Origin of the sequence: Streptococcus sp. 27098_8_82, from assembly GCF_041431615.1 — a bacterium.
GTDB lineage: Bacteria > Bacillota > Bacilli > Lactobacillales > Streptococcaceae > Streptococcus > Streptococcus sanguinis_K.
In genome coordinates, this window is the sequence record NZ_JAPVYB010000002.1 from 496,890 (window position 1) to 523,599 (window position 26,710).

Annotated in this window: 26 protein-coding genes; 6 read left to right on the plus strand and 20 right to left on the minus strand. The window is 42.8% G+C overall.

Annotation, left to right across the window (positions count from 1 at the left end):
* Nucleotides 1-9 precede the first annotated feature (9 nt).
* Genes tsaD through O3627_RS05735 form a run of 4 tightly spaced genes read right to left on the minus strand, consistent with a single transcriptional unit; the run spans nt 10 to nt 2,619 of the window.
* A complete protein-coding gene (tsaD, locus tag O3627_RS05720; protein WP_101771810.1) occupies nt 10-1,020 on the minus strand; it encodes a tRNA (adenosine(37)-N6)-threonylcarbamoyltransferase complex transferase subunit TsaD in 1,011 nt (336 codons plus the stop codon).
* Complete coding sequence (gene rimI / locus O3627_RS05725; protein ID WP_343092054.1) at nt 1,010-1,462, minus strand: ribosomal protein S18-alanine N-acetyltransferase; 453 nt, start codon at nt 1,460-1,462, stop codon at nt 1,010-1,012. Before rimI ends, tsaD begins: the two co-directional genes overlap by 11 nt.
* Nucleotides 1,459-2,145, minus strand: a complete 687-nt coding sequence (tsaB, locus tag O3627_RS05730; protein ID WP_343092055.1) for a tRNA (adenosine(37)-N6)-threonylcarbamoyltransferase complex dimerization subunit type 1 TsaB — start codon at nt 2,143-2,145, stop codon at nt 1,459-1,461. Before tsaB ends, rimI begins: the two co-directional genes overlap by 4 nt.
* 9 nt (nt 2,146-2,154) lie before the next feature.
* On the minus strand, nt 2,155-2,619 hold the full coding sequence (locus O3627_RS05735; RefSeq protein WP_209551048.1) for a winged helix DNA-binding protein: 465 nt from the start codon (nt 2,617-2,619) through the stop codon (nt 2,155-2,157).
* A gap of 132 nt (nt 2,620-2,751) precedes the next feature.
* On the opposite strand from O3627_RS05735, the gene O3627_RS05740 reads away from it, so the two are divergent.
* The 3 genes from O3627_RS05740 to rnjA all read left to right on the plus strand — a co-directional run bounded on the left by O3627_RS05740 (nt 2,752) and on the right by rnjA (nt 6,068).
* Nucleotides 2,752-3,804 (plus strand): SDR family oxidoreductase, encoded by a 1,053-nt coding sequence (locus tag O3627_RS05740; RefSeq protein WP_002903702.1) that lies wholly within the window; start codon nt 2,752-2,754, stop codon nt 3,802-3,804.
* A gap of 347 nt (nt 3,805-4,151) precedes the next feature.
* A complete protein-coding gene (locus O3627_RS05745; RefSeq protein WP_227969987.1) occupies nt 4,152-4,382 on the plus strand; it encodes a DNA-dependent RNA polymerase subunit epsilon in 231 nt (76 codons plus the stop codon).
* Nucleotides 4,383-4,385: 3 nt separating this feature from the next.
* Nucleotides 4,386-6,068, plus strand: coding sequence for a ribonuclease J1 (gene rnjA / locus O3627_RS05750; RefSeq protein ID WP_002898451.1), 1,683 nt, complete (start codon nt 4,386-4,388; stop codon nt 6,066-6,068).
* Between the two features lie 19 nt (nt 6,069-6,087).
* On the opposite strand, the gene O3627_RS05755 is transcribed toward rnjA, so the two are convergent.
* From O3627_RS05755 to O3627_RS05830, 16 genes are all read right to left on the minus strand, one after another.
* Nucleotides 6,088-6,843, minus strand: coding sequence for a DNA alkylation repair protein (locus O3627_RS05755; protein ID WP_343092056.1), 756 nt, complete (start codon nt 6,841-6,843; stop codon nt 6,088-6,090).
* Nucleotides 6,827-7,414, minus strand: coding sequence for a TetR/AcrR family transcriptional regulator (locus O3627_RS05760; RefSeq protein ID WP_343092057.1), 588 nt, complete (start codon nt 7,412-7,414; stop codon nt 6,827-6,829). The genes O3627_RS05755 and O3627_RS05760 overlap by 17 nt, the downstream gene beginning before the upstream one ends.
* Nucleotides 7,407-7,826, minus strand: coding sequence for a VOC family protein (locus tag O3627_RS05765; protein WP_314580823.1), 420 nt, complete (start codon nt 7,824-7,826; stop codon nt 7,407-7,409). The genes O3627_RS05760 and O3627_RS05765 overlap by 8 nt, the downstream gene beginning before the upstream one ends.
* 104 nt (nt 7,827-7,930) lie before the next feature.
* Nucleotides 7,931-8,335: a GNAT family N-acetyltransferase gene (locus O3627_RS05770; RefSeq protein WP_002918186.1), complete on the minus strand. Its 405-nt coding sequence runs from the start codon at nt 8,333-8,335 to the stop codon at nt 7,931-7,933.
* Between the two features lie 54 nt (nt 8,336-8,389).
* Entirely contained in the window at nt 8,390-9,736 is a 1,347-nt protein-coding gene (gene glnA, locus O3627_RS05775; RefSeq protein ID WP_002896640.1) for a type I glutamate--ammonia ligase, read from the minus strand.
* Nucleotides 9,737-9,767: 31 nt separating this feature from the next.
* Nucleotides 9,768-10,133, minus strand: coding sequence for a MerR family transcriptional regulator (locus tag O3627_RS05780; RefSeq protein WP_002898467.1), 366 nt, complete (start codon nt 10,131-10,133; stop codon nt 9,768-9,770).
* A gap of 80 nt (nt 10,134-10,213) precedes the next feature.
* Nucleotides 10,214-10,738 (minus strand): aromatic acid exporter family protein, encoded by a 525-nt coding sequence (locus tag O3627_RS05785; RefSeq protein ID WP_002896642.1) that lies wholly within the window; start codon nt 10,736-10,738, stop codon nt 10,214-10,216.
* Nucleotides 10,739-10,914: 176 nt separating this feature from the next.
* Complete coding sequence (locus O3627_RS05790) at nt 10,915-11,580, minus strand: CHAP domain-containing protein (protein WP_002918187.1); 666 nt, start codon at nt 11,578-11,580, stop codon at nt 10,915-10,917.
* A gap of 176 nt (nt 11,581-11,756) precedes the next feature.
* Nucleotides 11,757-16,316, minus strand: coding sequence for an antigen I/II family LPXTG-anchored adhesin (locus O3627_RS05795; protein ID WP_371621312.1), 4,560 nt, complete (start codon nt 16,314-16,316; stop codon nt 11,757-11,759).
* A gap of 319 nt (nt 16,317-16,635) precedes the next feature.
* Nucleotides 16,636-17,832 (minus strand): phosphoglycerate kinase, encoded by a 1,197-nt coding sequence (gene pgk, locus O3627_RS05800; RefSeq protein WP_002926909.1) that lies wholly within the window; start codon nt 17,830-17,832, stop codon nt 16,636-16,638.
* A 243-nt stretch (nt 17,833-18,075) separates the two neighbouring features.
* A complete protein-coding gene (locus O3627_RS05805) occupies nt 18,076-18,765 on the minus strand; it encodes a VIT family protein (RefSeq protein ID WP_125382101.1) in 690 nt (229 codons plus the stop codon).
* A gap of 169 nt (nt 18,766-18,934) precedes the next feature.
* Nucleotides 18,935-19,558 carry a TetR/AcrR family transcriptional regulator gene (locus tag O3627_RS05810; RefSeq protein ID WP_125382102.1) on the minus strand — a complete coding sequence of 208 codons (624 nt, stop codon included), beginning with the start codon at nt 19,556-19,558 and terminating at the stop codon, nt 18,935-18,937.
* A 39-nt stretch (nt 19,559-19,597) separates the two neighbouring features.
* Complete coding sequence (locus O3627_RS05815; protein WP_125382104.1) at nt 19,598-20,680, minus strand: ABC transporter permease; 1,083 nt, start codon at nt 20,678-20,680, stop codon at nt 19,598-19,600.
* 1 nt (nt 20,681) lies between these two features.
* Nucleotides 20,682-21,398: an ABC transporter ATP-binding protein gene (locus tag O3627_RS05820; protein ID WP_125382105.1), complete on the minus strand. Its 717-nt coding sequence runs from the start codon at nt 21,396-21,398 to the stop codon at nt 20,682-20,684.
* A 155-nt stretch (nt 21,399-21,553) separates the two neighbouring features.
* Entirely contained in the window at nt 21,554-22,534 is a 981-nt protein-coding gene (locus tag O3627_RS05825; protein ID WP_343092059.1) for an AraC family transcriptional regulator, read from the minus strand.
* A gap of 19 nt (nt 22,535-22,553) precedes the next feature.
* Complete coding sequence (locus O3627_RS05830; RefSeq protein ID WP_185756100.1) at nt 22,554-23,375, minus strand: oxidoreductase; 822 nt, start codon at nt 23,373-23,375, stop codon at nt 22,554-22,556.
* Between the two features lie 250 nt (nt 23,376-23,625).
* On the opposite strand from O3627_RS05830, the gene O3627_RS05835 reads away from it, so the two are divergent.
* From O3627_RS05835 to O3627_RS05845, 3 genes are all read left to right on the plus strand, one after another.
* On the plus strand, nt 23,626-24,429 hold the full coding sequence (locus tag O3627_RS05835) for a Cof-type HAD-IIB family hydrolase (protein WP_125382110.1): 804 nt from the start codon (nt 23,626-23,628) through the stop codon (nt 24,427-24,429).
* A gap of 58 nt (nt 24,430-24,487) precedes the next feature.
* Nucleotides 24,488-25,420 (plus strand): LacI family DNA-binding transcriptional regulator, encoded by a 933-nt coding sequence (locus O3627_RS05840; protein WP_125382111.1) that lies wholly within the window; start codon nt 24,488-24,490, stop codon nt 25,418-25,420.
* Between the two features lie 107 nt (nt 25,421-25,527).
* Nucleotides 25,528-26,673, plus strand: a complete 1,146-nt coding sequence (locus O3627_RS05845; RefSeq protein WP_125382113.1) for a low temperature requirement protein A — start codon at nt 25,528-25,530, stop codon at nt 26,671-26,673.
* The last annotated feature ends 37 nt before the right edge of the window (nt 26,674-26,710 follow it).

Here is a 26,710-nt window from a genome sequence, read left to right on the forward strand (position 1 = left end):
TCTTCTCCTTTACTCCATGGTTTCAAATGCTAGGCTAGGTTTTGCATTCAGGTCCAAACTGGCAAAATTCTCCTTGTTCCACTCACTGACACTGGCATAGGCAATCATACCAGCATTGTCACCGCAGAGGCGAAGCGGTGGAATAATCACCTTAACATCCTGAATCTCAGCTGCCAAGAGTTCTCTCAGTCCTTGATTGGCCGCAACACCGCCCGCCACGACCAGAGTCTTGACTGGATATTTTTCCAGCGCTTTCTTAGTCTTGGCCATGAGAATATCCATGACCGCCGCCTGAAAGCTTGCTGACAAGTCTTGATTAGATAAGACCTCTCCTTTTTGCTGGGCATTGTGGTGCAGGTTGATAAAGGCCGACTTGAGACCGGAAAAAGAAAATTCCAGATTGTCTTCCTTAATCATGGCCCGCGGAAAATCATAAATATCCTGTCCCTCATGAGCCAGCTGATCAATCTCCCGGCCTGCTGGATAGGTCAGGCCCATGACTCGACCGACCTTATCATAGGCTTCACCGACCGCATCATCGCGAGTTTCCCCCACAATCTTATAGTCACCAGCCTGACTGACATAGACCAGCTCAGTATGACCGCCACTGACCAAGAGAGCCAGCAAGGGAAACTCCAAAGGCTCCACGCTCTGGGCTGCCATCAGGTGCCCAGCCATATGATTGACTGGAATCAAGGGAATATCGTGAGCCCAGGCAAAAGACTTGGCCGCTGCCAAGCCGACCAAAAGTGCCCCAACCAGACCAGGACCGTAGGTGACAGCCACCGCTGTGACTTGCTCCTCACTAATCCCTGCTTCTGCCAAAGCCTCCTCAATGCAAACCGTAATGACCTCTACATGGTGACGGCTGGCCACTTCTGGTACCACTCCGCCAAAACGCTTGTGGCTCTCAATCTGGCTGGCAATGACATTGCTCAAAAGCTCAGTCTCATTCTTCAGAACTGCCACACTGGTCTCGTCACAAGACGTCTCAAAAGCTAAAATATATCTATCTTTCATGGATCTCTCTTTTCATGACAATCGCATCTTCCACTGGCGCATAGTAATAGGCCTTCCGCCGCGCGATTTCTTCAAATTTTTCTTTTTTGTAAAATAGCAGAGCTGGCCTGTTCGACTCTCTCACTTCGAGGAATATTTCCTTGTCGGCAGGCAAAAAGTCAAACAAGGCTGTCGCGATTTTCTGCCCCTGATAGTTAGGCAATACAGCAATCTGCAGAACTTCTGCTTCAAAGTCTGTATCCTGCCAGACTAAAAAGCCGACAAGCTGACTCCCATCTTCTGCTAGCGCACATCTATTCACATTCGAGAGCAGGACCTCTTCCAATTGACCCACAGTCCAAGGGCTGACCGCATAGACTGCAAGTAAGAGCTGTTCCAGCTCTTCTGCTAGAACTGCCACGTCCACATCCGAGCTGTCGCTCCATTTTCTCAACTTAATCATAGGCGCTGAATGTAAGAATTACTGGATTCCTGGTGGGTCTTGAGCCAATTTTCCTCGGCTTCTACCCGCTTGAGATAGTTAGGAACAAAGTCATGAATGGACTGAGCTGGCAGGTCTAAACCGAAACGACCAATAGCTGCCGCATCTGGTAAGGTCGGCTGAATGGCAGCCTGAGGAAGAGCCGCTTCAATCTGCTCCGTAAAAGCTGTCGTTTCTCCGACAAAGGTGACTGATTGGTTAGCAGCGCCAGCCATTTCCAAAACCTCTGCCAATGGCAGATGAGCCTCCGGCCGTACAGACTGACCAGACTGATAAAAGCCAGCATAGACATTATTGCGGCGGGCATCCATGACAGGAATGACCAAACCTTCCACCTGCTCTGGGACTAAAGCCAGCAAACTAGACACACCGACCAGCTCAATCTTGAGGGTATGAGCCAGAGTCTTGGCTGTCGCCACCGCCATTCGCAGACCTGTGTAGCTGCCCGGACCCTGAGCAACTACGATACGATCCAAATCCGTCGGCTTCATGTCCAGACTATTCATCAGAAAATCAATAGCCGGCATCAGGGTAATGCTGTGGTTTTTCTTTATATTTAAAGTCATCTGCGCCAGCAAGGTCTCGTCCTCTAAAATCGCGAGCGTCAGCGCCTTACTTGACGTATCAAAAGCTGCAATCTTCATGCTTATCCTCTATTTTTCCTCTTGCCGCCAAAGTGAGCGGCGTTTTAATTTGTCTTCGTAGAAACTATCTACCAAAAATTCCTCTAAAATCTGGCTAAAAGCCTCCAAATTAGGCACTTGCTGCGCCAAGTATTTTCCAAAAATCGCTTCTTGCTCAGCAATCTTGGGCAGCAAATCCGCTCCAGCAGCAGTCAAGCTCAAGCGAGAACTGCGCTTGTCCTTGCTAGAAATTTCCTTCTTGACCAAGCCTTTTTTAATCAAAGCCTGCACCAAGCGACTAGGGCTTTTTTCCTCACAAATCAGGGATTCCCCCAAGCCCTTGAGAGACAGCGGAGCATGTTCGCCCAAAACGAGCAAGACCTCGCTTTGATTGGGCGTAATTCCCAAAGGCTCTAGCAACTTCCCATATTCTCTCGTCGCTAAGCTCTCTGCACTTCTAAACAAATAGCCAAATCGAATTCCTTCTGCTACCACGCTGCTCTCCTTTCAAAAATCACTTCTATACTATTTTACACTAGATTAGGTAAATTGTTGACAATTTTAGTTAAAAAATATAAAATCTTAAATAGATGATATATCATCTATTTGCAAAAGGAGGAAAAACGGATGACCCCAAACCCTACAAATCAAAAACCAGCTAGAACAATGACCCACGCTTTTGTGACTGGTGCGACCGGTCTTTTAGGAAATAATCTCGTGCGTGCTCTGCTAAAAGAAAACATTCAAGTGACCGCTCTCGTTCGCTCCGAGGAAAAAGCGCGCAAACAATTTGCCGACCTGCCTATCCAGATTGTCAAGGGGGATATTTTAGAGCCCGAAAGCTATCGTGACTATCTAGCAGGCTGCGACAGCCTCTTTCATACCGCTGCTTTTTTCCGCGATAATTATAAAGGCGGCAAGCACTGGCAGGAGCTCTACGACACTAATATTATAGGCACAAATAACCTCCTAGAAGCTGCTTACGAGGCTGGTATCCGCCAATTTGTCCATACTTCCTCCTGTGTCGTACTGGAAGGTGAGGCCAATCAGCTAATCGATGAAAGCATGTCTCGCTCAAAAGATACTCCTTTTGATTACTATCGCAGCAAGATTTTGAGTGAAGAGGCCGTTCGTGATTTCTTGGACAAGCATTCAGATGTTTTCGGTTGCTTTATCTTGCCGAGTGTAATGTTGGGTCCTAGAGACCTTGGTCCGACCTCCAGTGGGCAGCTGATTATCAATTTTGTAGAGCAAAAACTTCCAGGTATCTTAAAGGCTAGCTATAATATGGTGGATGCTAGAGATGTAGCAGATATTCATCTCCGCGCCATGAAATACGGACGCTCAAAGGAGCGCTATCTGGCAGTTGGACGGCAAGTGACCATGACAGAATTGTACCAAATACTGGAAAAAATCACTGGCGTTCCCGCCCCCAAGCGCAAGATCTCCCCTCTTTTCGTCAAAATCTATGCCCAAGCAAGTGAGCTCTACCACCGGCTCACCAAAAAACCAATTTTGGTTACCAATGAGCTCGCTCATCTCATGGCCGAAGAATATCTCAAAAGTAATTTTAGCTTTGCCAAAACCGAGAGCGAGCTAGGCGGACAGCATCGCCCTCTCGAAGAAAGCTTAGCTGACGTGGTAGATTGGTACCGCAAGCACGGCTATTTCGCCAAATAAGCAGCCCTCAAAATCAAGTGACCAAATGTTCATCGCTTGATTTTTCTTTTTGTCAAGCCGCTTTGGCTGAAAAACCGTCTCTGAAATTCACCGTCCCGACTTGCTTCCTAAGCTCATTATATGGTATAATTACAATAATAATTAAACATCAGGTCAATTTCATTACTCTTACTTTTCCATAAGATACAAGGCTAAAACAGCATTTTAGCCTCTTCATTTGAGTAAGCCCTATCAGAAGTCACAGCAATCGCTCACTTTCCATTTATCATTTTTAATTTATCATGTGAAGAAATGCGCTAACGCCTGCCTTCTTTTATTTTTTAGACCTTATCACAGAAAGGAATCTTATGATTTACAAAGTTTTTTATCAGGAAACAAAAGAGCGCAGCCCGCGCCGTGAAAAGACACTTGCCCTTTATTTAGAGATTGAAGCGGCTAATGAATTGGAAGGCCGCATTCAAGCTCGTAAGCTCATCGAAGAAAATACCCCTTACAATATTGAATTTATCGAGCTCTTGTCTGACAAACACCTCGAATACGAAAAAGAGTCAGGCACTTTTGAATTGACGGAGTTCTAACCCATGGCATATACCTTAAAACCCAAAGAAGTTGGCGTTTTTGCGATTGGTGGGTTAGGCGAAATCGGTAAAAACACCTACGGGATTGAATACCAAAATGAAATCATCATCGTGGATGCCGGTATCAAATTCCCAGAAGACGACCTGCTAGGAATTGACTATGTCATTCCCGACTACTCTTATATCGTGGAAAATATTGACCGCGTAAAAGCTGTCCTCATCACCCACGGGCACGAGGACCATATCGGCGGTATTCCTTTCCTGCTCAAGCAAGCCAATGTTCCTATCTATGCCGGTCCTTTGGCCTTGGCCCTCATTCGCGGCAAGCTAGAAGAACATGGACTTTTGCGCGATGCCAAGCTCTATGAAATCAATCAAAACACAGAACTGCAGTTCAAGCATCTGAAAGCTACTTTCTTCCGGACAACCCACTCTATTCCAGAGCCTTTGGGAATTGTCATCCATACGCCGCAGGGTAAGATTGTCTGTACTGGTGACTTCAAGTTTGACTTTACACCAGTCGGTGAGCCGGCAGACTTGCACCGTATGGCTGCTCTGGGTGAGGAAGGCGTTCTCTGTCTCCTATCTGACTCGACCAATGCTGAAGTGCCGACCTTTACCAATTCCGAAAAAGTGGTTGGACAGTCTATTATGAAGATTATTGAAGGCATCCACGGACGGATTATTTTCGCCTCTTTTGCTTCAAATATCTTCCGGCTCCAGCAGGCAGCCGATGCTGCCGTTAAGACCGGTCGTAAGATTGCGGTCTTTGGCCGATCCATGGAAAAGGCTATTGTCAACGGGATTGAGCTGGGCTATATCAAGGTTCCTAAAGATACCTTCATCGAGCCAAATGAACTCAAGGACTATCCAGCTGGCGAAGTGCTGATTATGTGTACTGGAAGTCAGGGTGAGCCGATGGCAGCCCTATCTCGGATTGCCAATGGTACTCACCGTCAGGTTCAGCTGCAGCCTGGAGATACAGTCATCTTCTCATCTAGTCCTATCCCTGGCAATACGACCAGCGTTAACAAGCTGATTAACATCATTTCCGAGGCTGGTGTAGAAGTGATTCACGGTAAGATTAACAACATCCACACCTCTGGACACGGTGGCCAGCAAGAGCAGAAACTCATGCTTCGCTTGATCAAGCCTAAATATTTCATGCCAGTCCATGGTGAATACCGTATGCAGAAAGTCCATGCAGGTCTAGCCGTTGATACTGGAGTACCAAAAGACAATATCTTCATCATGAGCAATGGTGATGTGCTGGCTCTGACAGCTGACTCAGCTCGTATTGCCGGCAGCTTCAACGCTCAGGATATTTATGTTGATGGGAACCGCATTGGTGAAATCGGAGCTGCAGTCCTGCGCGACCGTAAAGACCTGTCAGAGGACGGTGTGGTTCTGGCTGTCGCAACAGTTGACTTTGAGTCCAAGATGATCTTAGCCGGTCCAGATATTCTCAGCCGCGGCTTTATCTACATGCGCGAATCAGGTGACCTCATTCGCCAAAGCCAGCGTATCCTCTTCAATGCCATTCGCATTGCACTCAAGAATAAAGACGCCAGCGTCCAATCTGTCAGCGGCGCTATCGTCAACGCCTTGCGTCCTTTCCTCTACGAAAGCACTGAGCGCGAACCTATTATCATTCCGATGGTGCTTACACCAGACGAAGACAACTAAAAAATAAGCTTTGCTAGATTTAGCAAGGCTTATTTTCTGCTTTATTTTTTGTTCGCGAAGCATGCTTGATAATCCAAGCGCAACTCGGACTCAGCTTTTCCTCTTGCCAAGTCCCAATCACCCTCTCAAACTTTTCAGGATCTTCTTTATATAAATCATTCAGATTATTAGCGACACTTTTTTGGATTGATTTATCCGCATCATCCTTTAGATTCCTTAAAATAGCGGTAAATTCATCAAAATAATCTAAGACCACAGTCTGCTTCTTAGCCCAGGGCAGTCGGATACGCATACACTCGCTGGCTAATCTGCGGACGCGCATATTCTCATCTCGGCTCCACTCTAGCAGTAACTCCATCGTAGCTTTAGGATAATTAGCCAGCAAGGGTCGCATGGAAAATTCTCCAGTAAATCGCTTGGTTAATTCCTTACTGAAGGCTGCACTCAGCTCGAATTCCTGACTTCCGTAAAGTTCTACGTATTTGCCAATCGGCCACAACCAGTACCCTTCTGAGAACATCCCCAAGCCGCCCTCTAACTCCGGACCAAGTATCTGCTCAAAAACCTTCAGAGAATCAGCATAGGAAAGCGGCAAGCATTCTTTGATACTCTTTGCCAGCAACTCTTGACGCTGAGTAAATTCCAAAGCCTCTAATTCGCTTTCAACTAGATACATAAAATGCTGAGCATCAAATTTATCTGTGACTTCTTGCAAGCGACGGCTCAAGTCCTCCGCATAAACCAAATCATAATAATCTTTAACCTTTTTCGCCATGATTTTTAAATCCCCTTAACAGACTTCTCACTGCTTCTCTGACTTCTGCTTCTCCCTCTTTCTCAGCTAGAAAAAGAGACAACTCATTCAAGGCGCCTGAAATCATATGAGCTGCCATATCCAAATCAATAGAGATAAGTCTTCCTTCTTTAGATAAAATGTCTAATTGCTCTCTCAAATGAAAGAAAGAATTAGCCTCGTCCTGACGACGCCACTCTTTCCACTCAATGACATTGGGACCATCAAGCAGGAGAATACGTTTATTTTTAGTCAAGGTCGCAAAACGAACAAAAGCAACACAGCCTTCCACCAACTGCTCCCAAGAATCGTGTGCTTCCAGGGCGTTTTTTTCTACATAAGATCCCAGTTCGGACTGAATTTGTGCCAGTACGGCGGTAAATAAAGTCTTCTTATTCCCGAAATGGTGATAAAGTGCACCTCTTGTCATTCCCAACTCATCTACAATTTCTTCCAAGGAAGTTTCTGAAAAACCCTTTAAAGAAAAATGTTTCCGGGCGATAGCTAATATTTTCTTGCTTGTCTCTAAGGAAGCCTGCTGTTTTTTATTCATCTTCACTCTCCAAATAATTTGCTGCAAACTCAGCGTTAGGTGGAATGACTTGAATTACATCAACCAAAACAGAACCCGGCGCTTCCACAATGAAATGGCGCTGACCAAAATCTTCACTCTTAATGGGAAGAAGGAACTCCATTTCTTCTTGCTGACGCAATTCTTCATAAAAACAATCCACATTGTCAACTTCGATATTGATGATTAGGCCACTCGCCTTAGACTGGTAGGCTTGTGGCACTGTCCCATGCTTGCTATCAATAAAAGCAAGCTCAAAACCACTCTCGATATTCTTTAAACTAATATACCAATCTGAACGGAAAGATTCCTGAAATTGGAAATGGTCAATGAAAAATTGTGCCACTTGATGGACATCTTCGCTCATTAAAACGGGGTATAAACTGGTAATCATTTGTTCTCCTTTTCTTAAACTTTATTTTAACATACATACTGAATGTATGCAAATGAATATTAAAAAACAGAAGCCAAATTGACTTCCATCTACTTGAGAATAGCTCAGCTCAATCGCTTGATAAAATGATATTTGGTAATGCCCTTTTGTGGGACATCTGATAGACTGGCGTAGATTTCATAGCCTTGCTTGATGTAAAAATCCTTGGCCTGATAAGATTTAGTGGACAAGGTTATGCTAGTTACTCCAGTTTCTGCAGCCTTTTCTTCTAATTCTGCCAGCAGACTGGCTCCCAAACCTTTTTTCTGATGTTCTTTACCCACCACCAAAGCCTTGATATGAATGTTTTCCAGCACCTGTTGGGCATGGAGCAAGGCAATCAACCGGCCACCCTCCTCCCGCCTTAAATAATAATCTTGAGGTTCAAGTTTTTCAAGCATACCTGAACCAAAATTAGTTTCATATTGCTCATCAAAAACACGCTTTATAAAATCATGAAATTTTTCCATCTTTTTCCTCCTCCACGAAAAAGCAGGGGATATGCCAATCCTCCTGCTCTAAGTTTAGTATAAATCTAAATAATTATCCACTTCCCATTGAGAGACAAAGGTTGCATAGCTAGCCCACTCGATACGCTTAGCTTCTAAGAAGCTAGTATAGATATGCTCGCCAAGTGCTGCTTTCACAACTTCGTCTTCTGTCAAGGCCTTCAAGGCATTGTGAAGAGTTGATGGCAAGTCTGTAATTCCTGCTTCCTTACGCTCCTCTGGAGTCATGATATAGATATTCTCTTCGATTGGTGCTGGAGCTTCGATTTTATTTTCGACACCGTGCAGTCCAACTTCCAAGAGAACAGCCATAGCAATATATGGATTGGCCATCGGGTCAACGGAGCGCAACTCCAAGCGAGTACCCATACCACGAGAAGCCGGCACGCGCACCAACGGTGAACGATTGCGTCCTGCCCAAGCGATATATACTGGCGCTTCATAGCCAGGAACCAGACGTTTGTATGAGTTAACCGTTGGGTTCATGATAGCTGTGTAGTTATAGGCATGGTTAATCAAACCACCCAAGAAATGGTAGGCTGTTTCTGACAGCTGCATACCTTTTGGATCTTCTGGATCGAAGAAGGCATTATTGCCATCTTGATCAAAGAGGGACATGTTACAGTGCATACCAGATCCCGCAATACCAAACTTAGGCTTAGCCATAAAGGTTGCATACAGACCATGCTTACGAGCAATGGTCTTGACAACCAGCTTGAAAATCTGAATCTTATCACAAGCACGAAGCACTTCGTCATACTTAAAGTCAATCTCGTGCTGGCCGACTGCTACCTCATGGTGGCTAGCTTCTACTTCAAAACCCATCTTCGTCAGGACATTGACGATTTCGCGACGAGTATTGTCTGCCAAGTCAGTCGGCGCCAAGTCAAAATAGCCACCCTTATCATTTACTTCCAGCGTCGGATCGCCATTTTCATCCAGCTTAAAGAGGAAAAATTCTGGCTCTGGTCCTAGGTTAAAGGACTTGAATCCCAGCTCTTCCATATGCTTGAGGGCACGCTTGAGGTTGCTGCGAGGATCCCCTAGAAACGGTACATGATCCGTCGTATAAACATCACAAATCAGGCCCGCTACACTGCCGTTTTCATCTCCCCAGGGAAAGACTGTCCAAGTATCCAGATCAGGATAAAGATACATATCTGATTCATTGATACGGACAAAACCTTCAATGGAAGAACCATCAAACATGGCTTTATTGGATAAGACTTTGTCAAGCTGTTCATCCGTGGCAGGAATTTCCACATTCTTCATAGTTCCTAAAATATCAGAGAACATAAGACGAATAAAGGTAACATTTTTCTCTTTTACTTCGCGACGGATATCAGCTGCTGTAATAGACATTAAATTTCTCCTTGTAATTCAAACAAAATAACTATGGTCGACGCATCTGACCAAAGGTTGGCAGAGAAGAAGCAAAACGGCCTTGCTGCAAGATGTCATGATGCAAAGCACGGCGGACATCTTTTTCACTAATGGTCTTGTGGGACTTGGCTTCACGCTCAGCATATTTCCTCTTAATTGCAGCGATATTATAACCTTCCGAAATATAATCTTTAATTTCTAAAAGACGATCCATATCATTCAAAGAATACATCCGACGATTGCCCTCATTCCGAGCAGGAGTAATCAGATTCTGATCTTCATAATAACGGATCTGACGGGCAGATAGGTCCGTCAGTTTCATAACACTGCCGATGGGAAAGACTGCCATGTTTCGGCGAAACTCTTTTTCCTTCATTCAAATTCCTCTCTACGCACTATTATAGGACGAAATAAATCTTATGTCAAGAAATAATGTCAGATTTTCTTACACGGATTTTATTTTTTCTTTTCAAAGATGGTTCGCAGCCGATCTATATCAGAATTTACCAGAATTGCAACAAAGACTCCCATAAAGGTTTCAAAGATTCTGGCAAAGACATACAAGATGGTATCTTCCGGCCGAATAGACAGGGTAATAATCAGCATGGCAGATACTCCGCCAATGACTCCGGCCTTGTTGTTCATGGCAACATTGGTCATGATTGTCAGCATGGTACAGACCGGCACCAAAAGGAGGGTGACCCAATACTGCTCCTTAAAGACACTATTAGCAATGAAAAAGAGCAGAGCGTAAAAACCACCAATGCTGTTTCCCAAGATTCGTGATGTCCCGAAGTGGACACTCTTATCAAAATCCTCACGAAGACTAAAGACTGCCGTCAAAGCACCGATTTGCAGCCCTTTCCAACCAAAAAGGCCAAAGAGCAGTAGAATGATGAAGACAGCCAGACCGGTTTTAAAGGTACGCATGCCCAGACGAAATTTCGATTTATCAAACTTGTACTTATTGAAATAACTCATTAGTCTCCTTCCAGGAAATCCTCCCTCTCTTCATTTTAACATATTTCGTCTCAAAAAAACTCTTTCTGCTCAGGACTTTTCCCACACAAAGAAAAAGCCCTATCAGCTACCGCATCAAGAGCTATCGACTATTTAAAAGCTGAGACATTATCTGTCCCAGCCGCATTTTATTTTCTTTAGTTTGGATAAATGTAGGTAACTCCACCCATAAATTCATTCGGGTTAAAGTAGCCACGATAGTTGTTGATCTGCTTTTGGCGATTGTAGTTCGCTTCTAGAACTTGAATTGAGCTGTCGCTTTGCACATCTGTCACATAAGCAACATGTCCGTATTCGCCACCATCCCAAACTGCAATAGCGCCGGCTACTGGGACATTTCCTGTTGCATAACCCTGAGCACCAGCATTGATTGCCCAAGTATTAGCATTGCCCCACCAGTTGCTTGCCCAAGGAGCCATTTCTTTCACACCCCAGGTACATTGGCCGATTGGGTAAGAATTGCCATAATCAGTTGGTGTATTTAAGACAACATCTTCTGTATCAGATACCAAAGCAGCATCACTTGTCGCTTCATAAGCTGGAGCGCTGTAAGGATTGTATGTCTGAGCCAAAGCAGTGCCATTTACTTGCAACACATCCCCTGGATTAATTGTATCAAAAATTGATTTTCCATTATTAGCAGCAAGTTCGTAAGGATTCATCCCATTAGCGCTAGCAATGGCAAAAAAAGAGTCCCCTTGCTGGACAACGTAAGAATCTGCATTGACAACTTGTGCGCCGATTGTCGCCAAAAAAGCTGTAGAAGTTAAACCAAGAGTCGCTTTAGCAAATGCTTTTTTCATAACTGTGTTTCTCCGTAAAATTTGATGATAAAAAAATCATACAATATTTACATGTCAGTTTTTTTAGAGTTATATTTTTGTCATGTTACAAATGATTTAGACTTTTGCTACATGAGGTTTAACAGTTTTTTTAAAGATAAAAAGGCTAGAGATTGATTCCCTAGCCTCATCTATTATCAGTCTTCTCTACGTCTCAATTTTCCTAGACCTAAAGCACCAATAATGGCTGCTAAACCTAGATATGGCAGATAGACTGTATCTTTTGCTCCCGTTTCTGGCAGAAGAGAAACAGGAATCTTTTTAGCCACTGGAGTTGGATTGGCTCTTCTTGGATCGTTTACATCTGAAACAAGCAGATGCTGTGCCTTAGGAGTGACTGTTGTAACTGTATTTGAAGCATAGACTACATGATTGACAGTATTAATGTAGGTATTTTCAAAACTACCCGCAGCAATCCGCTTCATCTGTAGATAGGTTTCAGCCTGAAAAGCTGAATCCAGAGAAATAGTCTCTAAGAATTCTTCCTTGAAACGAATAGAAATCAAGCCTTTCTCAAGATCAACATTCGCAGCTGTATACTCAGTCAAATCTGTACCAGCCTTTATCACCTTACCATCTTTGAGCGTGATGTCCACTTTGGCAAAGGTTTTGTAAGCACCCGTGTACTCATCTCCTCGTTGGTCATAATCATCCACAAAGCTATAGTCTGTCAAACCTTCAGAGTGGTTAGCAGGGATCAAGCCGCCGATGAGACGGTAGTTAAAGTGCCGTCCCAAAGTCAGTTCCTTGCCATCCAAGTTTTCTGCACTTGCTGGATCAAGACTCAATGTAATATCTTTTTCAGGACTGATTTTAGGAACATTGTTCACGACTACGTCTGTCGCATAACCATTTCCAAAGTCAATTTGATAAGCCCGGTTCTCGAATTTACCGCCTGTGCGGCCCATTCCTTCTTTGACTGCCATAGGGCTTGTTATGGTCAAAGACTTACCTGTTACGACATATTGGTCATAAAAGGCTTGGGCATCGTCTGCTGCAAAGAGTTGGAAAGAACCTTTAACAGTGATATTCGCCTTTTGAAGGAGCTCTCGAACTGCTGCAGGGGCTTTTTCAAGGCTCTCGTAGTGGGTCACTGTCACACCTGCCACAGCCTTGCCATCTGCATCTACTAGCTTGACTAATTCCGGACGAAGTTCAAGTGCTTCTTCCGGATAGTCATCTACATAGTAGAAACCTTTTTGAATCGTGCTCTTAGATGACTTGTCACCCTTATACTGATCCAAATCCCAAGTCAGCTCGTAGTAATTGGTCGAACCAGCCAAGACTTCCTTACCATCAATCACCAAGCCTGCCTTGTTTTTATTGACCTTGGTTGGCTTGATGTAATTATTGCTAGGATTGTCTGAATCATCAGGCTTGCCTGGCGTGGTCACGCGTACTACGTTTGAGCGGACACCATAGGCATCATTGACTGTCAGGGTGAAATTATTAGTATAAGTTGCGCCATCATTGAGTACTCGGCCGACTACCGTTGGAAAGAGCGTAGCAACTTCTTTGGTCCTATCAGCGTTATAAGTAGCTAGCATTGCTGCAGTTGCTTTAAATGTCACTGTGTGACCAGCCTTATCATAGCTGACGTCAAAACCTGCACTAGCAGCTTTTGTTGCTTCTAAGTCAACTTCATAACCACTTGGCAACGGATCAGCAATGACAAAGGAAGTCGTTTCACTGCGTCCGGCTGGAAGAGCTTCTGTCTTTAAGGCAAACTGAACGACGGACTGCTTAGCCACCAGAGTCTTATCAATATTAGTGCCTTGGTCATTTTGAATCTCTTTATTAATCTGCGGTTGAGATTGCAAGAGATGATAATGATAGTGCACAGTCGGAGCTACAGGCGCTGCTGGCTCTTTTTGATAAACAGGCTCTGCTGGGGAGGTTGGCAGCGGGCTATAAGTTGGTTCCACCGGCTTGTTAGGCTCTGGGGTATCCGGTGTAGGAGTTGGCGCTTCCGGCTCCTTCTCATAAGTCGGTACTGCCGGAGGTGTTGGCTCCTTTTCATAGGTCGGTTCTACCACTTCTGGCCGGACAGCTTTTTCTACTTCATAGCTTGGCTCAGAAGGCTTACTAGGCTCTGGGGTATCCGGTGTACGCGTCGGTGGCGTCGGTTCTTTTTCATAAGTCGGTGCTGCCGGAGGTGTTGGAAGAGCCTTCGGTGTTGGTGCAGTTGGAGCTGGATCCAAAGGCTTAAGCGCTTCTTCACTTGGCACTGCAGGAGCTGTAGGAGCTACGGGCGCTTCCGGTTCTTCTACTGTGATGATTGGCAGATCAGTCGCTCGGATATCACCATTAATCGCAAACCAAATATTTGGTTTCTTAGGAGCTAGTTTGTCAGCCCTACGTGGATCAGTTGCTGCTGGCTGGCCTAACACTTCAGAAGACGAAATTGTTCCAATCGTCATGCTGTTGGTCGTACCAGAAATTTCTACCGCTCCTGCTCCATACCATGAATTCGGAGCATCTGTAGTATCCCAGCCAGGCACACCGCGGCGTGTATACATTGTAAAACGAGAACCGCCCTCTCCTTCTCGGAAGTTTTCAGACTCGGTCGCATAGATTTGACCGTTCTTTTCACCAATAGATGAACCCGAAATCTTGTTGAAAGTTCCGGTATAATCTTTGGCCATTTCGATAGAATTAGCTTCACGGTTGAGGGAAGCCACGGACATCAAAGCCTGATCAAAATTAATAGGTTGGCCTTTATCATCATAAAAGACAAATTCCGTCTTCACAAAGAGAGAGGTTGCATCTTCAAAATTTCCTGTATAAGCTGAAGCAAAAACTCCCATGGTCGGGTCTTTAAAAATACCTAACCAGGCCTTATCATTGCGGAATTGAGAGCTTGGATCAAGGGTATAAGTATAGACAATTTTAGAAACTTTTTTCCCTCGATAATAAGTCCCCTGGAGATTTGTATAGGTTGCTGTAGCAGACTCACCACGACGCAACAAGACAGAAGACCATTCAGTTGGCCCTTTACCACTTGTTACGTTAGAACTATAGTCTGCATACTTACCAACCGTACCAAAGCTTTCCTGCTGATTGGTCTGATAGTTAGCATTTTGAATATCTGTTACTTTGAAGTTGTCCAACTGGAAGAGTTTCTTAGAAAACTCTGCAGTATTCTTCACAGCGGCTTCCATGCCAGCATAGCTGACAAACTCACCAGTTGTAGTCAGTGACAGTTCAGCATTAGGTTCTGATTTGAAAACCAGGCTTTGCGCAATTGGACGGCTCAAATGACCGTCTTCAGCCTTCTTTGTTTCTGCGAGAGCCAGACCATCCTTAATCTTGGCCTGTTCAGCATCATATTTAGCCTTATCTTGCTGATACTTGGCTAATTTTGTGTTATAGACAGCCAAATCAGCATTATACTGGGCCAACTGAGCTTGATAATTTGCTTGGGCTTGAGCATTACGCTTCTTGATTTCTTCATTTTCAGCTGCTATAGTGGCATTCTTAGCTTGATTCTCTGCTAGCTTTTGCTCATATTCTTTTTGAGCTGCGGCATTTTCAGCTTCAATTTGAGTCTTTTTAGCTTCATAAGCTGCTAAATCTGCTTCATATTGATCTTTTTTATCTTGATTTTCCTTTTTGATACGGGCCAATTCTGCCTGATAATTCGCCTGAGCAGCTTGATATGCCGCTTCATTATCAGCATTCGTCTTTCGGACAGTAGCTAAATCTGTTTGATATTGGGCAAGTGCTGCCTCGTAGGACGCTTTTGCAGCCGCATTCCGCTGTTTAATAGCTTCATTATCAGCAGCAATCTTAGAATTTGCAGCTTGAGTATCCGCTAAAGCTTTTTCATACCGTGCCTTAGCCGCCGCATTCGCCTTCTGAACACGATCAAGCTCACTTGCATAAGCCGCCAGAGCCGCATCATAATTAGCCTTTGTTTCTGCGTTCAGTTTTTGGACACGGGCCAACTCTGCATCATAGGCCGCTTTTGCCGCTTGGTAAGCCGCCGCGTTATCCGCATTCGTCTTTTGAACCGCTGCTAAATCCGTTTTGTATTTACTAAGGGCAGCTTCATAATCTGCTTTCAGCTGAGCATTTTCTGCTGTGATCCGAGCTACTTCTGCTTGATGGGCAGCCAAATCTTTAGCATATTGTTCCGCTGTCGCTTTGTTTTCTGCTGTAATCCGAACTACTTCAGCCTCGTAGGCTGATACCTTTTCTTTATACTCCTTGACCTTGGCATCAATCTCGGTTACTTGTGCTTGATAATCTGCTGCAATCTCCGCTTTTTTGTCTGCTGTGTCTTGATCAGTCTGAGCTACTCCTTTGTCAACAGCTGGATCTTTGACCACTGTCAGCCCAGCTTCTTGAGCTTTTTTGGCGCTTTCATCTAAACCAGCTGTTGGAACAGTCACTGTCACACCGCCATCTGCCTGACCTGCTCGCGCCTGACTCTCTTTAGATGCCTGACTGGCTGGTCCTTGAGCTTGAGGCAGATTGGTCGCTGCATTTCCAGTGCCCACTATTTCAGTATTGATAGGACCATTGGTATCAGATACTACTTCATCTGCTCTTGCTTGCATCGTTGACGTTAAAAAAGCCGCACCTAGAACAGCACCGCATAAAGTTTTAACAGCCTTGTTTTTCCTAAAACCATAAACTTCTTTTTTCATTTTTCTCCTCCCTCTGCTAACTTTTACAGTCAGCAGTTTTCCCATGCCCTCAGAACATCAAAAAGTAATGGAAACCTCCAATCGGAAGTTTCTTTCTCATTTTGATCCTCTTTAAGCATCAGAATAAATATGTATCTTAATCCTAACAAGTTTTGCCTCGTTTTGCAAGCATTTTTTGCTCCTTTTATTTACCTCGAAACAAATTTAGACATGCATCTACATATTGTCTATTTTTATTCTTCTTTGCTCTCTCTTCCTTCAAATAAACAATGAGAATACAAGAAAAAGACCAGCTTTTGCTAGTCTTTCCTTATTACAGTTTTGTACTTGTTCTCTACAAGATTAAAAATTCTAAACTTGCTGCTTATTTTTCAGTCAATGCTGCAAGTCCTGGCAATACTTTACCTTCAAGGAGTTCCATTGATGCACCACCACCAGTAGAAATCCATGAGAACTTGTCTGCACGGCCAAGGTTGATGGCTGCGGCAGCTGAGTCACCACCACCGATGATTGATTTCACGCCTGGTTGTTTCACGATAGCGTCCATAACACCGATTGTACCAGCTTGGAAGTCTGGGTTTTCAAAGACACCCATAGGGCCATTCCAGACAACAGTTTTCGCGCCAGTCAAAGCTTCATCAAATTTAGCGATAGATTTAGGACCGATATCCAAACCAAGGAAGCCTGGATCCACTGCTTCACCTTCAGTGTCTTTCACTTCAGTGTAGTCCGCAAAAGCATTTGCTTCTTTTGAGTCAACAGGGAGAACCAATTTGCCATTTGCTTTTTCAAGAAGAGCTTTCGCAACATCCAATTTGTCTTCTTCTACAAGTGAGTTACCGATTTCGATACCTTGTGCTTTGTAGAATGTGTAAGTCATACCACCACCGATAAGGACTTTATCAGCTTTTTCAAGCAAGTTTTCGATAACACCGATCTTGTCAGAAACTTTTGAACCACCAAGAATAGCTACGAATGGACGTTCTGGAGTTTCAACCGCTTCTTGGATATAGGCAATTTCGTTTTCAAGAAGGAAGCCAGCAACAGCTTTTTCAACGTTTGCTGAGATACCAACATTTGATGCGTGTGCACGGTGAGCTGTACCAAATGCATCATTTACGAAAATACCATCTCCAAGAGATGCCCAGTATTTACCAAGTTCTGGATCATTTTTAGATTCTTTCTTGCCGTCAACATCTTCGAAACGAGTGTTTTCAACCAAAAGAACTTGTCCATCTTCAAGAGCATTGATAGCTGCTTCCAATTCAGCACCACGAGTGACACCTGGGAAAACAACGTCCTGACCCAATTTAGCAGCCAAGTCTGCAGCTACTGGCGCAAGAGATTTACCTTCTTTGTCTGCTTCTTCTTTGACACGTCCAAGGTGAGAGAAGAGAATTGCGCGACCGCCTTGCTCGATGATGTATTTAATAGTTGGAAGAGCTGCAGTGATACGGTTGTCATTTGTAATCACTCCGTCTTTCAATGGTACGTTAAAGTCTACACGAACGAGGACTTTTTTACCTTTCAAATCAACGTCTTTAACAGTAAGTTTTGCCATGTTACAAAAACTCCTTTTCATATTTTATACGCAACTATTATATCATATTTTCCAAAAGTTTTCTTGATATAAAGAAAATTTTCACAAAAAAGAAGTGCCACGCACTTCTTTCTCTCGAACTTTAGAATTAGAGAATGAGAAAAGGGTTCTGAACTCATTCAGACAATAGTTAAAGCTGGATTTTTCTCTAAGTTTGACAACTCAAAAAGCCAGTAAAACTACTGACTTTAACTCTTCTCATTACTAAATTGCAAAAGCCTGCCCTACTACATAGGTGACCGCCATGGTTAAAAGGCCGATCACGAGGTTGCGAATCATGGCATTTTTGAGCGGTGCTTTGCCCAATCTAGCGCTGGTGTAACCTGTTCCCAAAAGGGCCAAGGCCACGATTAGAACGGTTGCCCAGATACGGACGCTGGCAGGAAGCAGGATAATCGTAATCATAGGAAAAAGTGCACCAACAGCAAAGGCTAAAAAGCTTGATACGGCAGCATGCCAAGGATTAGTGAACTCCTCAATCTCGATTCCATATTTTTCCTGTACCAAAGCCTCCAACGGATCTTGGAGAAAAGCCCGGTTAGTCATGAGCTGGGCAGAAGTCTCACACTCGCCATTTTGAACATAAGCAGCATAGAGAGACTGCCTAGCGATATCCGGATTTTTCTCTAAAAGCTCCCGCTCTCTGGCAACAGCAGCTTCTTCTGTATCCTTTTGAGTAGAAACTGATACATACTCTCCGCCAGCCATAGAAAAGGCGCCCGCAAAGACTGCCGCCAAACCAGACAGAAAGATAATCCAGACATCGACCGTCGCACTAGCTACCCCAATAACCACACCTGCTATGGAAATAATACCATCATTGGCTCCTAAAACCCCTGCCCGCAATATATTCAGCCGCCCACTAAAGTTCGTATCAATTTTATGTTCTTCCACTATTTTAATTTTCTCTTTCTTTTTATTTATAATGATTATAAATAAAATCCAGAAGTAATACAAGAGAAAATCGAAAAATGAGAAAAGTTCTACTATTTAAGAGAAAGAATAGATTAATAAAAATATTCCTCAAAGATAAATCTTAAACTTCATTAATACAATGCAAGCATCATCTCCACAAGCCACCTAAGATCTGTTTTTCTAACAAATCTAAGTCTTCTTCCCTTATTTCGCCATTGTCCCCAATGATATACAATTGAGCAAAGTAAGCTATTAAAGGACCTGTAAAGATCCGAATCATTTGATCAATTGAGATTTCTGGATTGACGCGTGCATCGGTCGCTAATTGAGCACGAAGCTCTATAATTTTATCCTGAAGAAGATTCCAAATTAGTGTCTGTTCTTGCTTCAATTTATTATTTGATAACATCTCCTGCAAAATTATTTTCAACAAGGCTTGATTTGTTTTGAGGTAAGCCATTCGATCATGGACTAAATAGTGAATTTTTTCCTCGGTTGTCTGTAAAATCAACAGCTGGTCTAAAAAACTTCCAAACAGACTAGGAAGGACAGGATGCAAAATAGCTGTTAAAAGGTCTTCCTTAGTTTTAAAATACTTGAACAGAGTCGCCTGACTGAGTCCGGCATACTCCGCAATTTGCAGAGTGGAAGTTCCATTGTAGCCCTTTGTTGATATGAGATCAACTGCTGCTTGCATGATTTTCTTTTTTCCCTTGGGATAGTCTGCTCCCTCTAAGTAATCCTCAAAAGATTCAAAAATAGTTTTATCCATTTAAACTGCTCACCTTTTTAGTATTTTTTATCTTCAGCTTTAAACTTTACGGTAACGACGCAAACCTACAATATTAAGGATTGTCAAAGCGACAAGGAAAATCAGTAAGATACCGAGATTAGGCAAAATGTCTCCAAGATTATGTCCGTAAAGAATAATCTGTCTCATAGCATCACCAGAATAGGTCAATGGTAAGAATTTTCCAATCGTTTGAGCCCAAGATCCCATTGATTCCAAAGGAATAATCCCTGAGAAAAAGAGTTGAGGCATAATGACGAGAGGAATAAATTGCATCATCTGGAATTCTGATTTTGCTAAGGTAGACAAAAGAATCCCAAACGCCAGTGCTACAAGAGCCAGTATGACATTAACTATTATAACATTTATTAAACTTCCAACAACTTCAATATCAAGTAGCCAAATAGCTGCTAAGACAACAACTGCCGTTTGAAGAATGGCGATCAGCCCATAAGATAGCATATAACCATAGACGATTTCAGAACGTTTCACTGGAGTTGCTAACAAGCGATCCAAGGTTCCACTTGTGCGCTCTTTCAAAAGAGCCATACCAGAAATCAAAAAGACAAAGAAGAAGACCACAAAGCCTATCAAAACAGGAATCATACTGGTAAAGAAGCTTGTATTTTCATCTCCATACTGGTAAGATTCCTTGATTTCTGGTGTTTTTGTGTCCGAGTCCAATTGTGGAAGAGCTTGTTTGACACGAGATAGTAACTGATCGGTGCCCTCACTGGCGATACTTGTTCGTAACACCTGTCGTATCATAGATGTTTTGGAGGCATCTGTGTTTGCGTAGTCTACCTGATACTCCCAGTCTTTATAAGAAATCACAGCATCGACTTTCTCATTAGCTAGTGCTTCTTTGGCTTGATCTAAGCCTTGATAAGTCTCAACGTCCACATGATCGAGCTCATCCATTTTCGTTACCAAACTAGTTGGTAGATCTTGTGTCGCTAACTTGACATTCACGGTTGTACTAGCTGAAAACATGAGGTTCATCAACCACATAATAAATACCGGCGCTACAAACATCATAGCCAAGGTTCGTTTGTCACGAAGTAATTCTTTGATAACTTTTTTAGCAATAGCAATGGTTCTCATCTTACTCTCCTTCTGCTTTCAAAAATACTTCTTCAATACTTGAAACATTGTAACTCTCTTTGAGATTCTTCGGTGTATCAAAAGCAATGATTTCTCCTCCTAAGAGTAAGCCTACCTTATCCGTCAACTCCGCTTCATCCATGACGTGAGTTGTCACCAAGATTCCTACTCCTTTGTCTCTTAGAGTGATTAACTCTTTCCAAATTTTCTTACGCAGAGAAGGATCAATCCCAACTGTTGGCTCATCTAAAATCAAGAGCTGAGGATTCCCCAGAAGTGCGATGGCCAGAGATAAACGTCGTTTCATTCCTCCAGAATAACCGAATACTGTTTTATTCAAATGCTCTGTCAAATCCACAACTTGAGCCACATGGGCAATTTCAACTGTCAGATCTCTTTTGGGTAGCCCTTTTAGCTGACCAAAAAATTCCAGATTTTCTTGACCTGACAAAGCCTCATATAATGCATCTGACTGGGCCATATAACCAATATCTCCTAAAATATGACGATTGGGCATAGTATGATCCAATACCAAAGCAACCCCTCCATCAGCTTTTTCCATCCCTAACATGGTCTTAATCATAGTTGATTTACCAGCACCAGACGGACCAATTAAGCCTATAATTTCTCCTGGCTGCAACTCAAAGCTGACATGATTCAAAACCATTTGACGACCAAAAGACTTATCCAAATCTTGTAAATGTAGCAATTTTTTCATATGCTTCCTCCTAGGTGAGTGTATACTCACTTTTTAAATCACAAGAGCTATTATAGTGAGTGTTCACTCACTTGTCAAGAAAAAAGTTGAAATTCTTTAAAAAAATAAAAACACCAGATGATATTATCTGATGCTTATAAAAAATATCTCTGATTTTAGGAGTGTTTCTGAATCTCTTCTCGATACTCCGATATCGTCTTTCCTGTCCACTTTTTAAAGGCTCGTGAGAAGGAAGATACTTCCGAATAACCAAGCAAATAGGCTACATCATCCGTTGTCATGTCAGGATTTTTGAAGTAACCAAAGGCTAGAATCTTCTGCACATTTTGCAATTCCTGGTTAAACTTGGTCCCTTCTGCCGTCAGATTTCGTTGCAAGGTTCGGCTGCTAATGCCAAGGGTCGCTGCAATATCCTCAATACCAAAGGCACCACTTGGGATGGCCTGGTAGAGTTTTTGCTGGACAAGTCCTGTGAAACTTTCACTCGTCGTAGCTTCTGCCAAACGCTCCTTAAGTTGGGGCTCTAGGTAGTCCAACATGACATTATTGGCTGTCAGGAATGGCTTCTTCAAATCTGACTTTTTAAAGACAACTTCATTGCCCTCCATTTGTTCGACGTGACAGCCAAATACCGTAAGACTCGCTTCTCCATAAGTATAAGGAGTGCCCACGTGTACGGGAACGATGTTTTCTCCCGCCCCTGTACGAATCAAATCCACCAATAAAAGCTGTTCATTGAGAACGGCGAAACAAGGCAAGTCAAGCTCTGGATAATCATAGCGATAGCTGACACGGACTAAATCCTCAGAGGTCTCAATGCTGACGATAATAGGACCTGTGATTTTCTTGTATTTGGCAAAATGCTCAATCGCTGCGAGGCCATTTTTCGATGAAAGAGCCGCAAAGAAAGGCGGCATAAACATCTGAATGTCCTTGATACGGCTCATGGCGATAATCTGCTCATCATTAGCGACTTTGTCAAAAGCCATCAAAAGATGGTAATAGTCCAGAGTTGAGAGATTCATCTCTTCCTTCCAGGTGGTATCTGGAAGATTAGCCAGTTCCAAAATCATATTCAGATCTAAGCCAATCAATTTCAAATTATCAATATATTGCTGACTGAGATTCAGACGCATAGGGTTTCTCCTTTTTCTCTTAAGAAGCCCGCTTCATGAGGGCATCAAACCAACGATCTGGCAAGATAGCATGCAAGAATACCAAAGGTTTAGCTCCCATACCTACTAAGTAGCGGGTTTTAGGGCGATGGCTGTTGACTGCTTTTGAAATAGCGTTTGAAATAACTTTAGGATTTGACATCATATTGCCAGAGTATTGTTTACGCATCCCTTCTGCTGCCTTGGTGGCTGCTACTTCATAAGCACCACCTTTAGCTGATTCGGCCAGTTTGTCAGCAGCGATGAAGCCCCAGTCCGTTTTAATACCGCCTGGTTCGATGATAGAGACATCAATGCCATAATCAGCCACTTCCATACGAAGACCATCTGAAAAAGCTTCGAGAGCATATTTGGTCGCATGATAACAAGCACCAAAGTAGGATGTCAAACGACCACCCATTGAGCCCACATTAATAATGCGACCTGATTTTTGGTTACGCATATAAGGAAGAACGAGTTGTGTCAAGCGAGCTAGACCAAAGATATTGACTTCGAACTGCATCTTAGCTTCTTCAATCGTTACATCTTCAACTGCACCATAGGATCCGTAACCAGCATTATTGACTAAGACATCGATACGATTTTCTTTCTTGATGATGAGATTGAGAGCTTCTTTAATGCTAACTTCATCTGTAATATCCAAACGAACTGGTGTCACGCCAAAGGCTTCAAGTGGTTTCATGGCATCCACACGGCGGGCAGCGCCATAGACAATATGACCTTCTTTAGCAAGTTGTTCAGCAGTTTGGTAGCCGATACCTGATGAAGCGCCTGTGACTAAGATAACTTTTTTGTTTGACATGTTTATTTCCTCTTTTGTTTCATTTGATTGATGAGGCTATTATACGATACAGGAAGCGACAAGTAAATGATAAATTATGACAACGGAATGACAATTTACGACATAAGCAAGAGTATTTCTTCTACTATATCATTTTTAACCGGTCAAATACTCGAATTGCAATATCTTGTAAAATTTTTAAAAAAATCATTGACATGGAACGCGTTCCACAGGATATACTTTAGAAAAACACCAAACGGAGGTTCATAATATGACAATCAAACGTATTTTTTGCGATATGGATGGAACGCTATTGAATAGCCAAGGCAGACTGACTGACAGTAATGCTAAACTTATTTCTCAGGCCAATCTTCCCTTCACCTTGGTTTCCGCACGTGCACCTATGGAAATGAAAGAGGCCATTAATAAATTAGAACTGAATGGCCCCCAGATTGGTTTCAATGGTGGATTGATTTATACCTACAAGCAAAATCAAATCAAGATCCTGCATCAGCAAGCTTTAGAAAGAAATGATTCCACTTATTTAGTCAACTTTATCAACCAGCATTTTCCTCACTTAAGTCAATCTTACTATGACTTAGAAAACTGGTATACCTATAAAATGGACAATGGAATCGACTATGAGCAACAATTGACCAGACTAGAGGCAACTATTATCGGGGAGGAGCAATACCTAAAAGTTCAAACAAGCATTTTTAAAATTATGCTCATCACTTTTGATGGAAACGAAATGAGAGCATTAAAAGCTAAACTCGAAGAATTAAATCTTCCAAATGTTTCTATACAGCAAGCTGGTGACTTCTATCTAGAAATTACTCACAAAAAAGCTAAAAAATCAGTTGGAATTGACTATATAATCAAAGAAGAAAAGCTACATAAAAAAGAACTAGTCGCCTTCGGCGATGGTCACAACGATCTCCCTATGTTTGAACGGGTTGGACTGAGTATTGCAATGGAAAATGCTAGTCAAGCAATCAAAGACAAAGTCAGTCTCATTACCAAAACTAACGATGAAGATGGCGTTGGCTATGGTATCCATCACTTTCTCCTGTAAGTACAAGCTTGCCAACAACTCCTATCATTTGGTATAGTGTATAAAGAAAGGGGGCACTATGGTTTCCATACGCGACATCGCCAAACAATCTGGCTATTCTATCTCAACTGTTTCTCGCTACATCAACAAATCAGGTTATGTCTCACAAGAAGCTGCCGAAACAATTTCAGCTATTATAAAAGAACTAGATTATAGCCCTAGTCAGATTGCTAGAGACTTAAGTGCCGGCCATACTCGAAAAATCGGTGTTGTAGTGCCTCATGTTCGGCATACCTACTTTACTGAATTGATAAAGGGGTTGCTAGACGCAGCCCTAGAGAGTCATTACCAGCTCCTATTTTTGCCATCAGACTACAGCATAGAAGCTGAGAAAGCCTATCTGGAACAGCTACGGAGCAATGCTTTTGATGCACTAATCTTTACTTCTCGGGCTATTGATATACAGACCATCGCTAGATACCGAAAATATGGCTCCATTGTTTGTCTGGAAGAAACAGACTTACCTGAGTTAATTTCTATCTCAGTGGATCGAAAACCTGGATATCAAGCTCTCTTTAAATGGATTCAGAAGCATAATCCCCAGAAAATAGCTTTGTTATTCTCTCGAAACAGTCCAATCAGTCCCACTTTTCGTGAAACCCTATCAGTCTTTGAGGAAATTTTCAAGGGCGTGGAGTATGTAACTTTTGGGGGATTAATGAGATATGAGGATGCAGGATGGATTTTTGAAAAGCTGTGTATGCAAAAAGGTTTAGACTGCATTGTTTCTAATAGCGATGACTTAGCAGTCGGACTACTAGAATTCTATAAAAAAGCTGGTATAGAACCGCCACTCATTGTCAGTCAAACCAGTCAGTTGTCCGGGAAACTGCTCAATATCCCCAGCATTGACAACTATTCTTACCAACTTGGCACACTTGCTTTTAAAGCGGCTATTGCAAAAAATTCCCAGTCAATCTGTTTGCCATCAAAATTTCTAATCAAAAGATAATAAAAGTGGTTTAGGCCACTTTTTTAGTTTTGCTAGTTTACTTGTATCTCTTGATACCCATTTTCTGTTATAATAAATTGTTAGAAATTAGCACGAAAGGTCTTACAATGACAAATCTCATCAAACACAAACGGGTGGAATTTAGCGAGCTTTTTTATGACTTGGTTTTTGTCTATGCGATTTCCAAAACAACTGCCCTCATCCATCATCTTCATCATGGGGTTCTATCCCCAGATGCTATCTTCGGCTTCCTGATGTCACTTCTAGTTCTGGTCAATTCTTGGATGATTCAGACCGTCTACACGAATCGTTACGGAAAGAATTCTCTTTTCAATATGGTCGTCATGTTCGTCAATATGGCCATGCTGCTCTTGATATCAAACATGATTACCAATGACTGGCAGTCCTATTTCCATACCTTCTGCTGGACGATTGGGACACTGACCTTGACCTTATTTTTCCAATATCTGGTTGAATATCTTCGAAAATCTACAAGCTCTGCCAATCGTAAAAGTATCAAAGGATTTCTTTGGATGACCGGTCTCAGAACCGTCCTAGTCTATCTGGCTGCTCTCTTACCAATTCATCTTGGGATTCATGTCTACATGACTGGGATTTTCCTGACCTTTATCATGCCCGTCCTATTGACTCGAAAAGTTTCCCATTTTCAAATCAACCTGCCCCACCTGATTGAACGCATTTCGCTTTTAGTTATCATCACTTTTGGTGAGATGATTATGGGACTAGCTGATTTCTTTACCCTTGAACATTTCTCCATCCATTCTATCCTTTACTTCATCATCATGGTGAACCTCTTTATGAACTACTTTGGTCAGTTTGACCATGCCATTGATGAGAAAGGGGAGAATAAAGGAATCTTCCTAATTTATAGCCACTATCCGATTTTTATCGGCTTAATTATGGTCACTGTGTCTATGAGTTTCTTGGTAAACCCTGAAGCCCATCACCTCTTTGCGACTAGCTTCTTCTATACTGGTATCGGGCTCTTCCAAGCTGCGGTCTTGTCAAATGGTCGCTTCAACAAGAGTTACCTCCGCTATAACAAGTCCTTTTATGGGTTCCAAGCAGGAATCTTCCTTCTCGGATTGGCCTTTTCATCCCTTTTTTCAGCCAGCCCAACCATCGTCATTGCTATCGCAACTCTGATGACCTTAGCAATGGAAATTCATTTTACTCATTTTTATATGAAACAGACTAAGAAATTCTCAAGACCTAATTGGGAATTGTTCTAACAAAAGACCTTGAGAGAATTTTCTCAAGGTCTTCTTT

Excerpts from the sequence above, each read along its gene's own strand:
- O3627_RS05785 (WP_002896642.1), bottom strand. The coding sequence starts at position 10,738 with ATGAGTTATTTCAATAAGTACAAGTTTGATAAATCGAAATTTCGTCTG.
- O3627_RS05810 (WP_125382102.1), bottom strand. The coding sequence starts at position 19,558 with ATGGATAAAACTATTTTTGAATCTTTTGAGGATTACTTAGAGGGAGCA.
- O3627_RS05825 (WP_343092059.1), bottom strand. The coding sequence starts at position 22,534 with ATGCGTCTGAATCTCAGTCAGCAATATATTGATAATTTGAAATTGATT.
- O3627_RS05770 (WP_002918186.1), bottom strand. The coding sequence starts at position 8,335 with ATGGAAAAATTTCATGATTTTATAAAGCGTGTTTTTGATGAGCAATAT.
- O3627_RS05815 (WP_125382104.1), bottom strand. The coding sequence starts at position 20,680 with ATGAGAACCATTGCTATTGCTAAAAAAGTTATCAAAGAATTACTTCGT.
- O3627_RS05790 (WP_002918187.1), bottom strand. The coding sequence starts at position 11,580 with ATGAAAAAAGCATTTGCTAAAGCGACTCTTGGTTTAACTTCTACAGCT.
- O3627_RS05760 (WP_343092057.1), bottom strand. The coding sequence starts at position 7,414 with ATGAATAAAAAACAGCAGGCTTCCTTAGAGACAAGCAAGAAAATATTA.
- glnA (WP_002896640.1), bottom strand. The coding sequence starts at position 9,736 with ATGTCTATTACAGCAGCTGATATCCGTCGCGAAGTAAAAGAGAAAAAT.
- tsaD (WP_101771810.1), bottom strand. The coding sequence starts at position 1,020 with ATGAAAGATAGATATATTTTAGCTTTTGAGACGTCTTGTGACGAGACC.
- rimI (WP_343092054.1), bottom strand. The coding sequence starts at position 1,462 with ATGATTAAGTTGAGAAAATGGAGCGACAGCTCGGATGTGGACGTGGCA.
- O3627_RS05740 (WP_002903702.1), top strand. The coding sequence starts at position 2,752 with ATGACCCCAAACCCTACAAATCAAAAACCAGCTAGAACAATGACCCAC.
- O3627_RS05765 (WP_314580823.1), bottom strand. The coding sequence starts at position 7,826 with ATGATTACCAGTTTATACCCCGTTTTAATGAGCGAAGATGTCCATCAA.
- O3627_RS05845 (WP_125382113.1), top strand. The coding sequence starts at position 25,528 with ATGACAAATCTCATCAAACACAAACGGGTGGAATTTAGCGAGCTTTTT.
- O3627_RS05835 (WP_125382110.1), top strand. The coding sequence starts at position 23,626 with ATGACAATCAAACGTATTTTTTGCGATATGGATGGAACGCTATTGAAT.
- O3627_RS05820 (WP_125382105.1), bottom strand. The coding sequence starts at position 21,398 with ATGAAAAAATTGCTACATTTACAAGATTTGGATAAGTCTTTTGGTCGT.
- O3627_RS05840 (WP_125382111.1), top strand. The coding sequence starts at position 24,488 with ATGGTTTCCATACGCGACATCGCCAAACAATCTGGCTATTCTATCTCA.
- O3627_RS05745 (WP_227969987.1), top strand. The coding sequence starts at position 4,152 with ATGATTTACAAAGTTTTTTATCAGGAAACAAAAGAGCGCAGCCCGCGC.
- O3627_RS05780 (WP_002898467.1), bottom strand. The coding sequence starts at position 10,133 with ATGAAGGAAAAAGAGTTTCGCCGAAACATGGCAGTCTTTCCCATCGGC.
- O3627_RS05795 (WP_371621312.1), bottom strand. The coding sequence starts at position 16,316 with ATGGGAAAACTGCTGACTGTAAAAGTTAGCAGAGGGAGGAGAAAAATG.
- pgk (WP_002926909.1), bottom strand. The coding sequence starts at position 17,832 with ATGGCAAAACTTACTGTTAAAGACGTTGATTTGAAAGGTAAAAAAGTC.
- tsaB (WP_343092055.1), bottom strand. The coding sequence starts at position 2,145 with ATGAAGATTGCAGCTTTTGATACGTCAAGTAAGGCGCTGACGCTCGCG.
- rnjA (WP_002898451.1), top strand. The coding sequence starts at position 4,386 with ATGGCATATACCTTAAAACCCAAAGAAGTTGGCGTTTTTGCGATTGGT.
- O3627_RS05755 (WP_343092056.1), bottom strand. The coding sequence starts at position 6,843 with ATGGCGAAAAAGGTTAAAGATTATTATGATTTGGTTTATGCGGAGGAC.
- O3627_RS05830 (WP_185756100.1), bottom strand. The coding sequence starts at position 23,375 with ATGTCAAACAAAAAAGTTATCTTAGTCACAGGCGCTTCATCAGGTATC.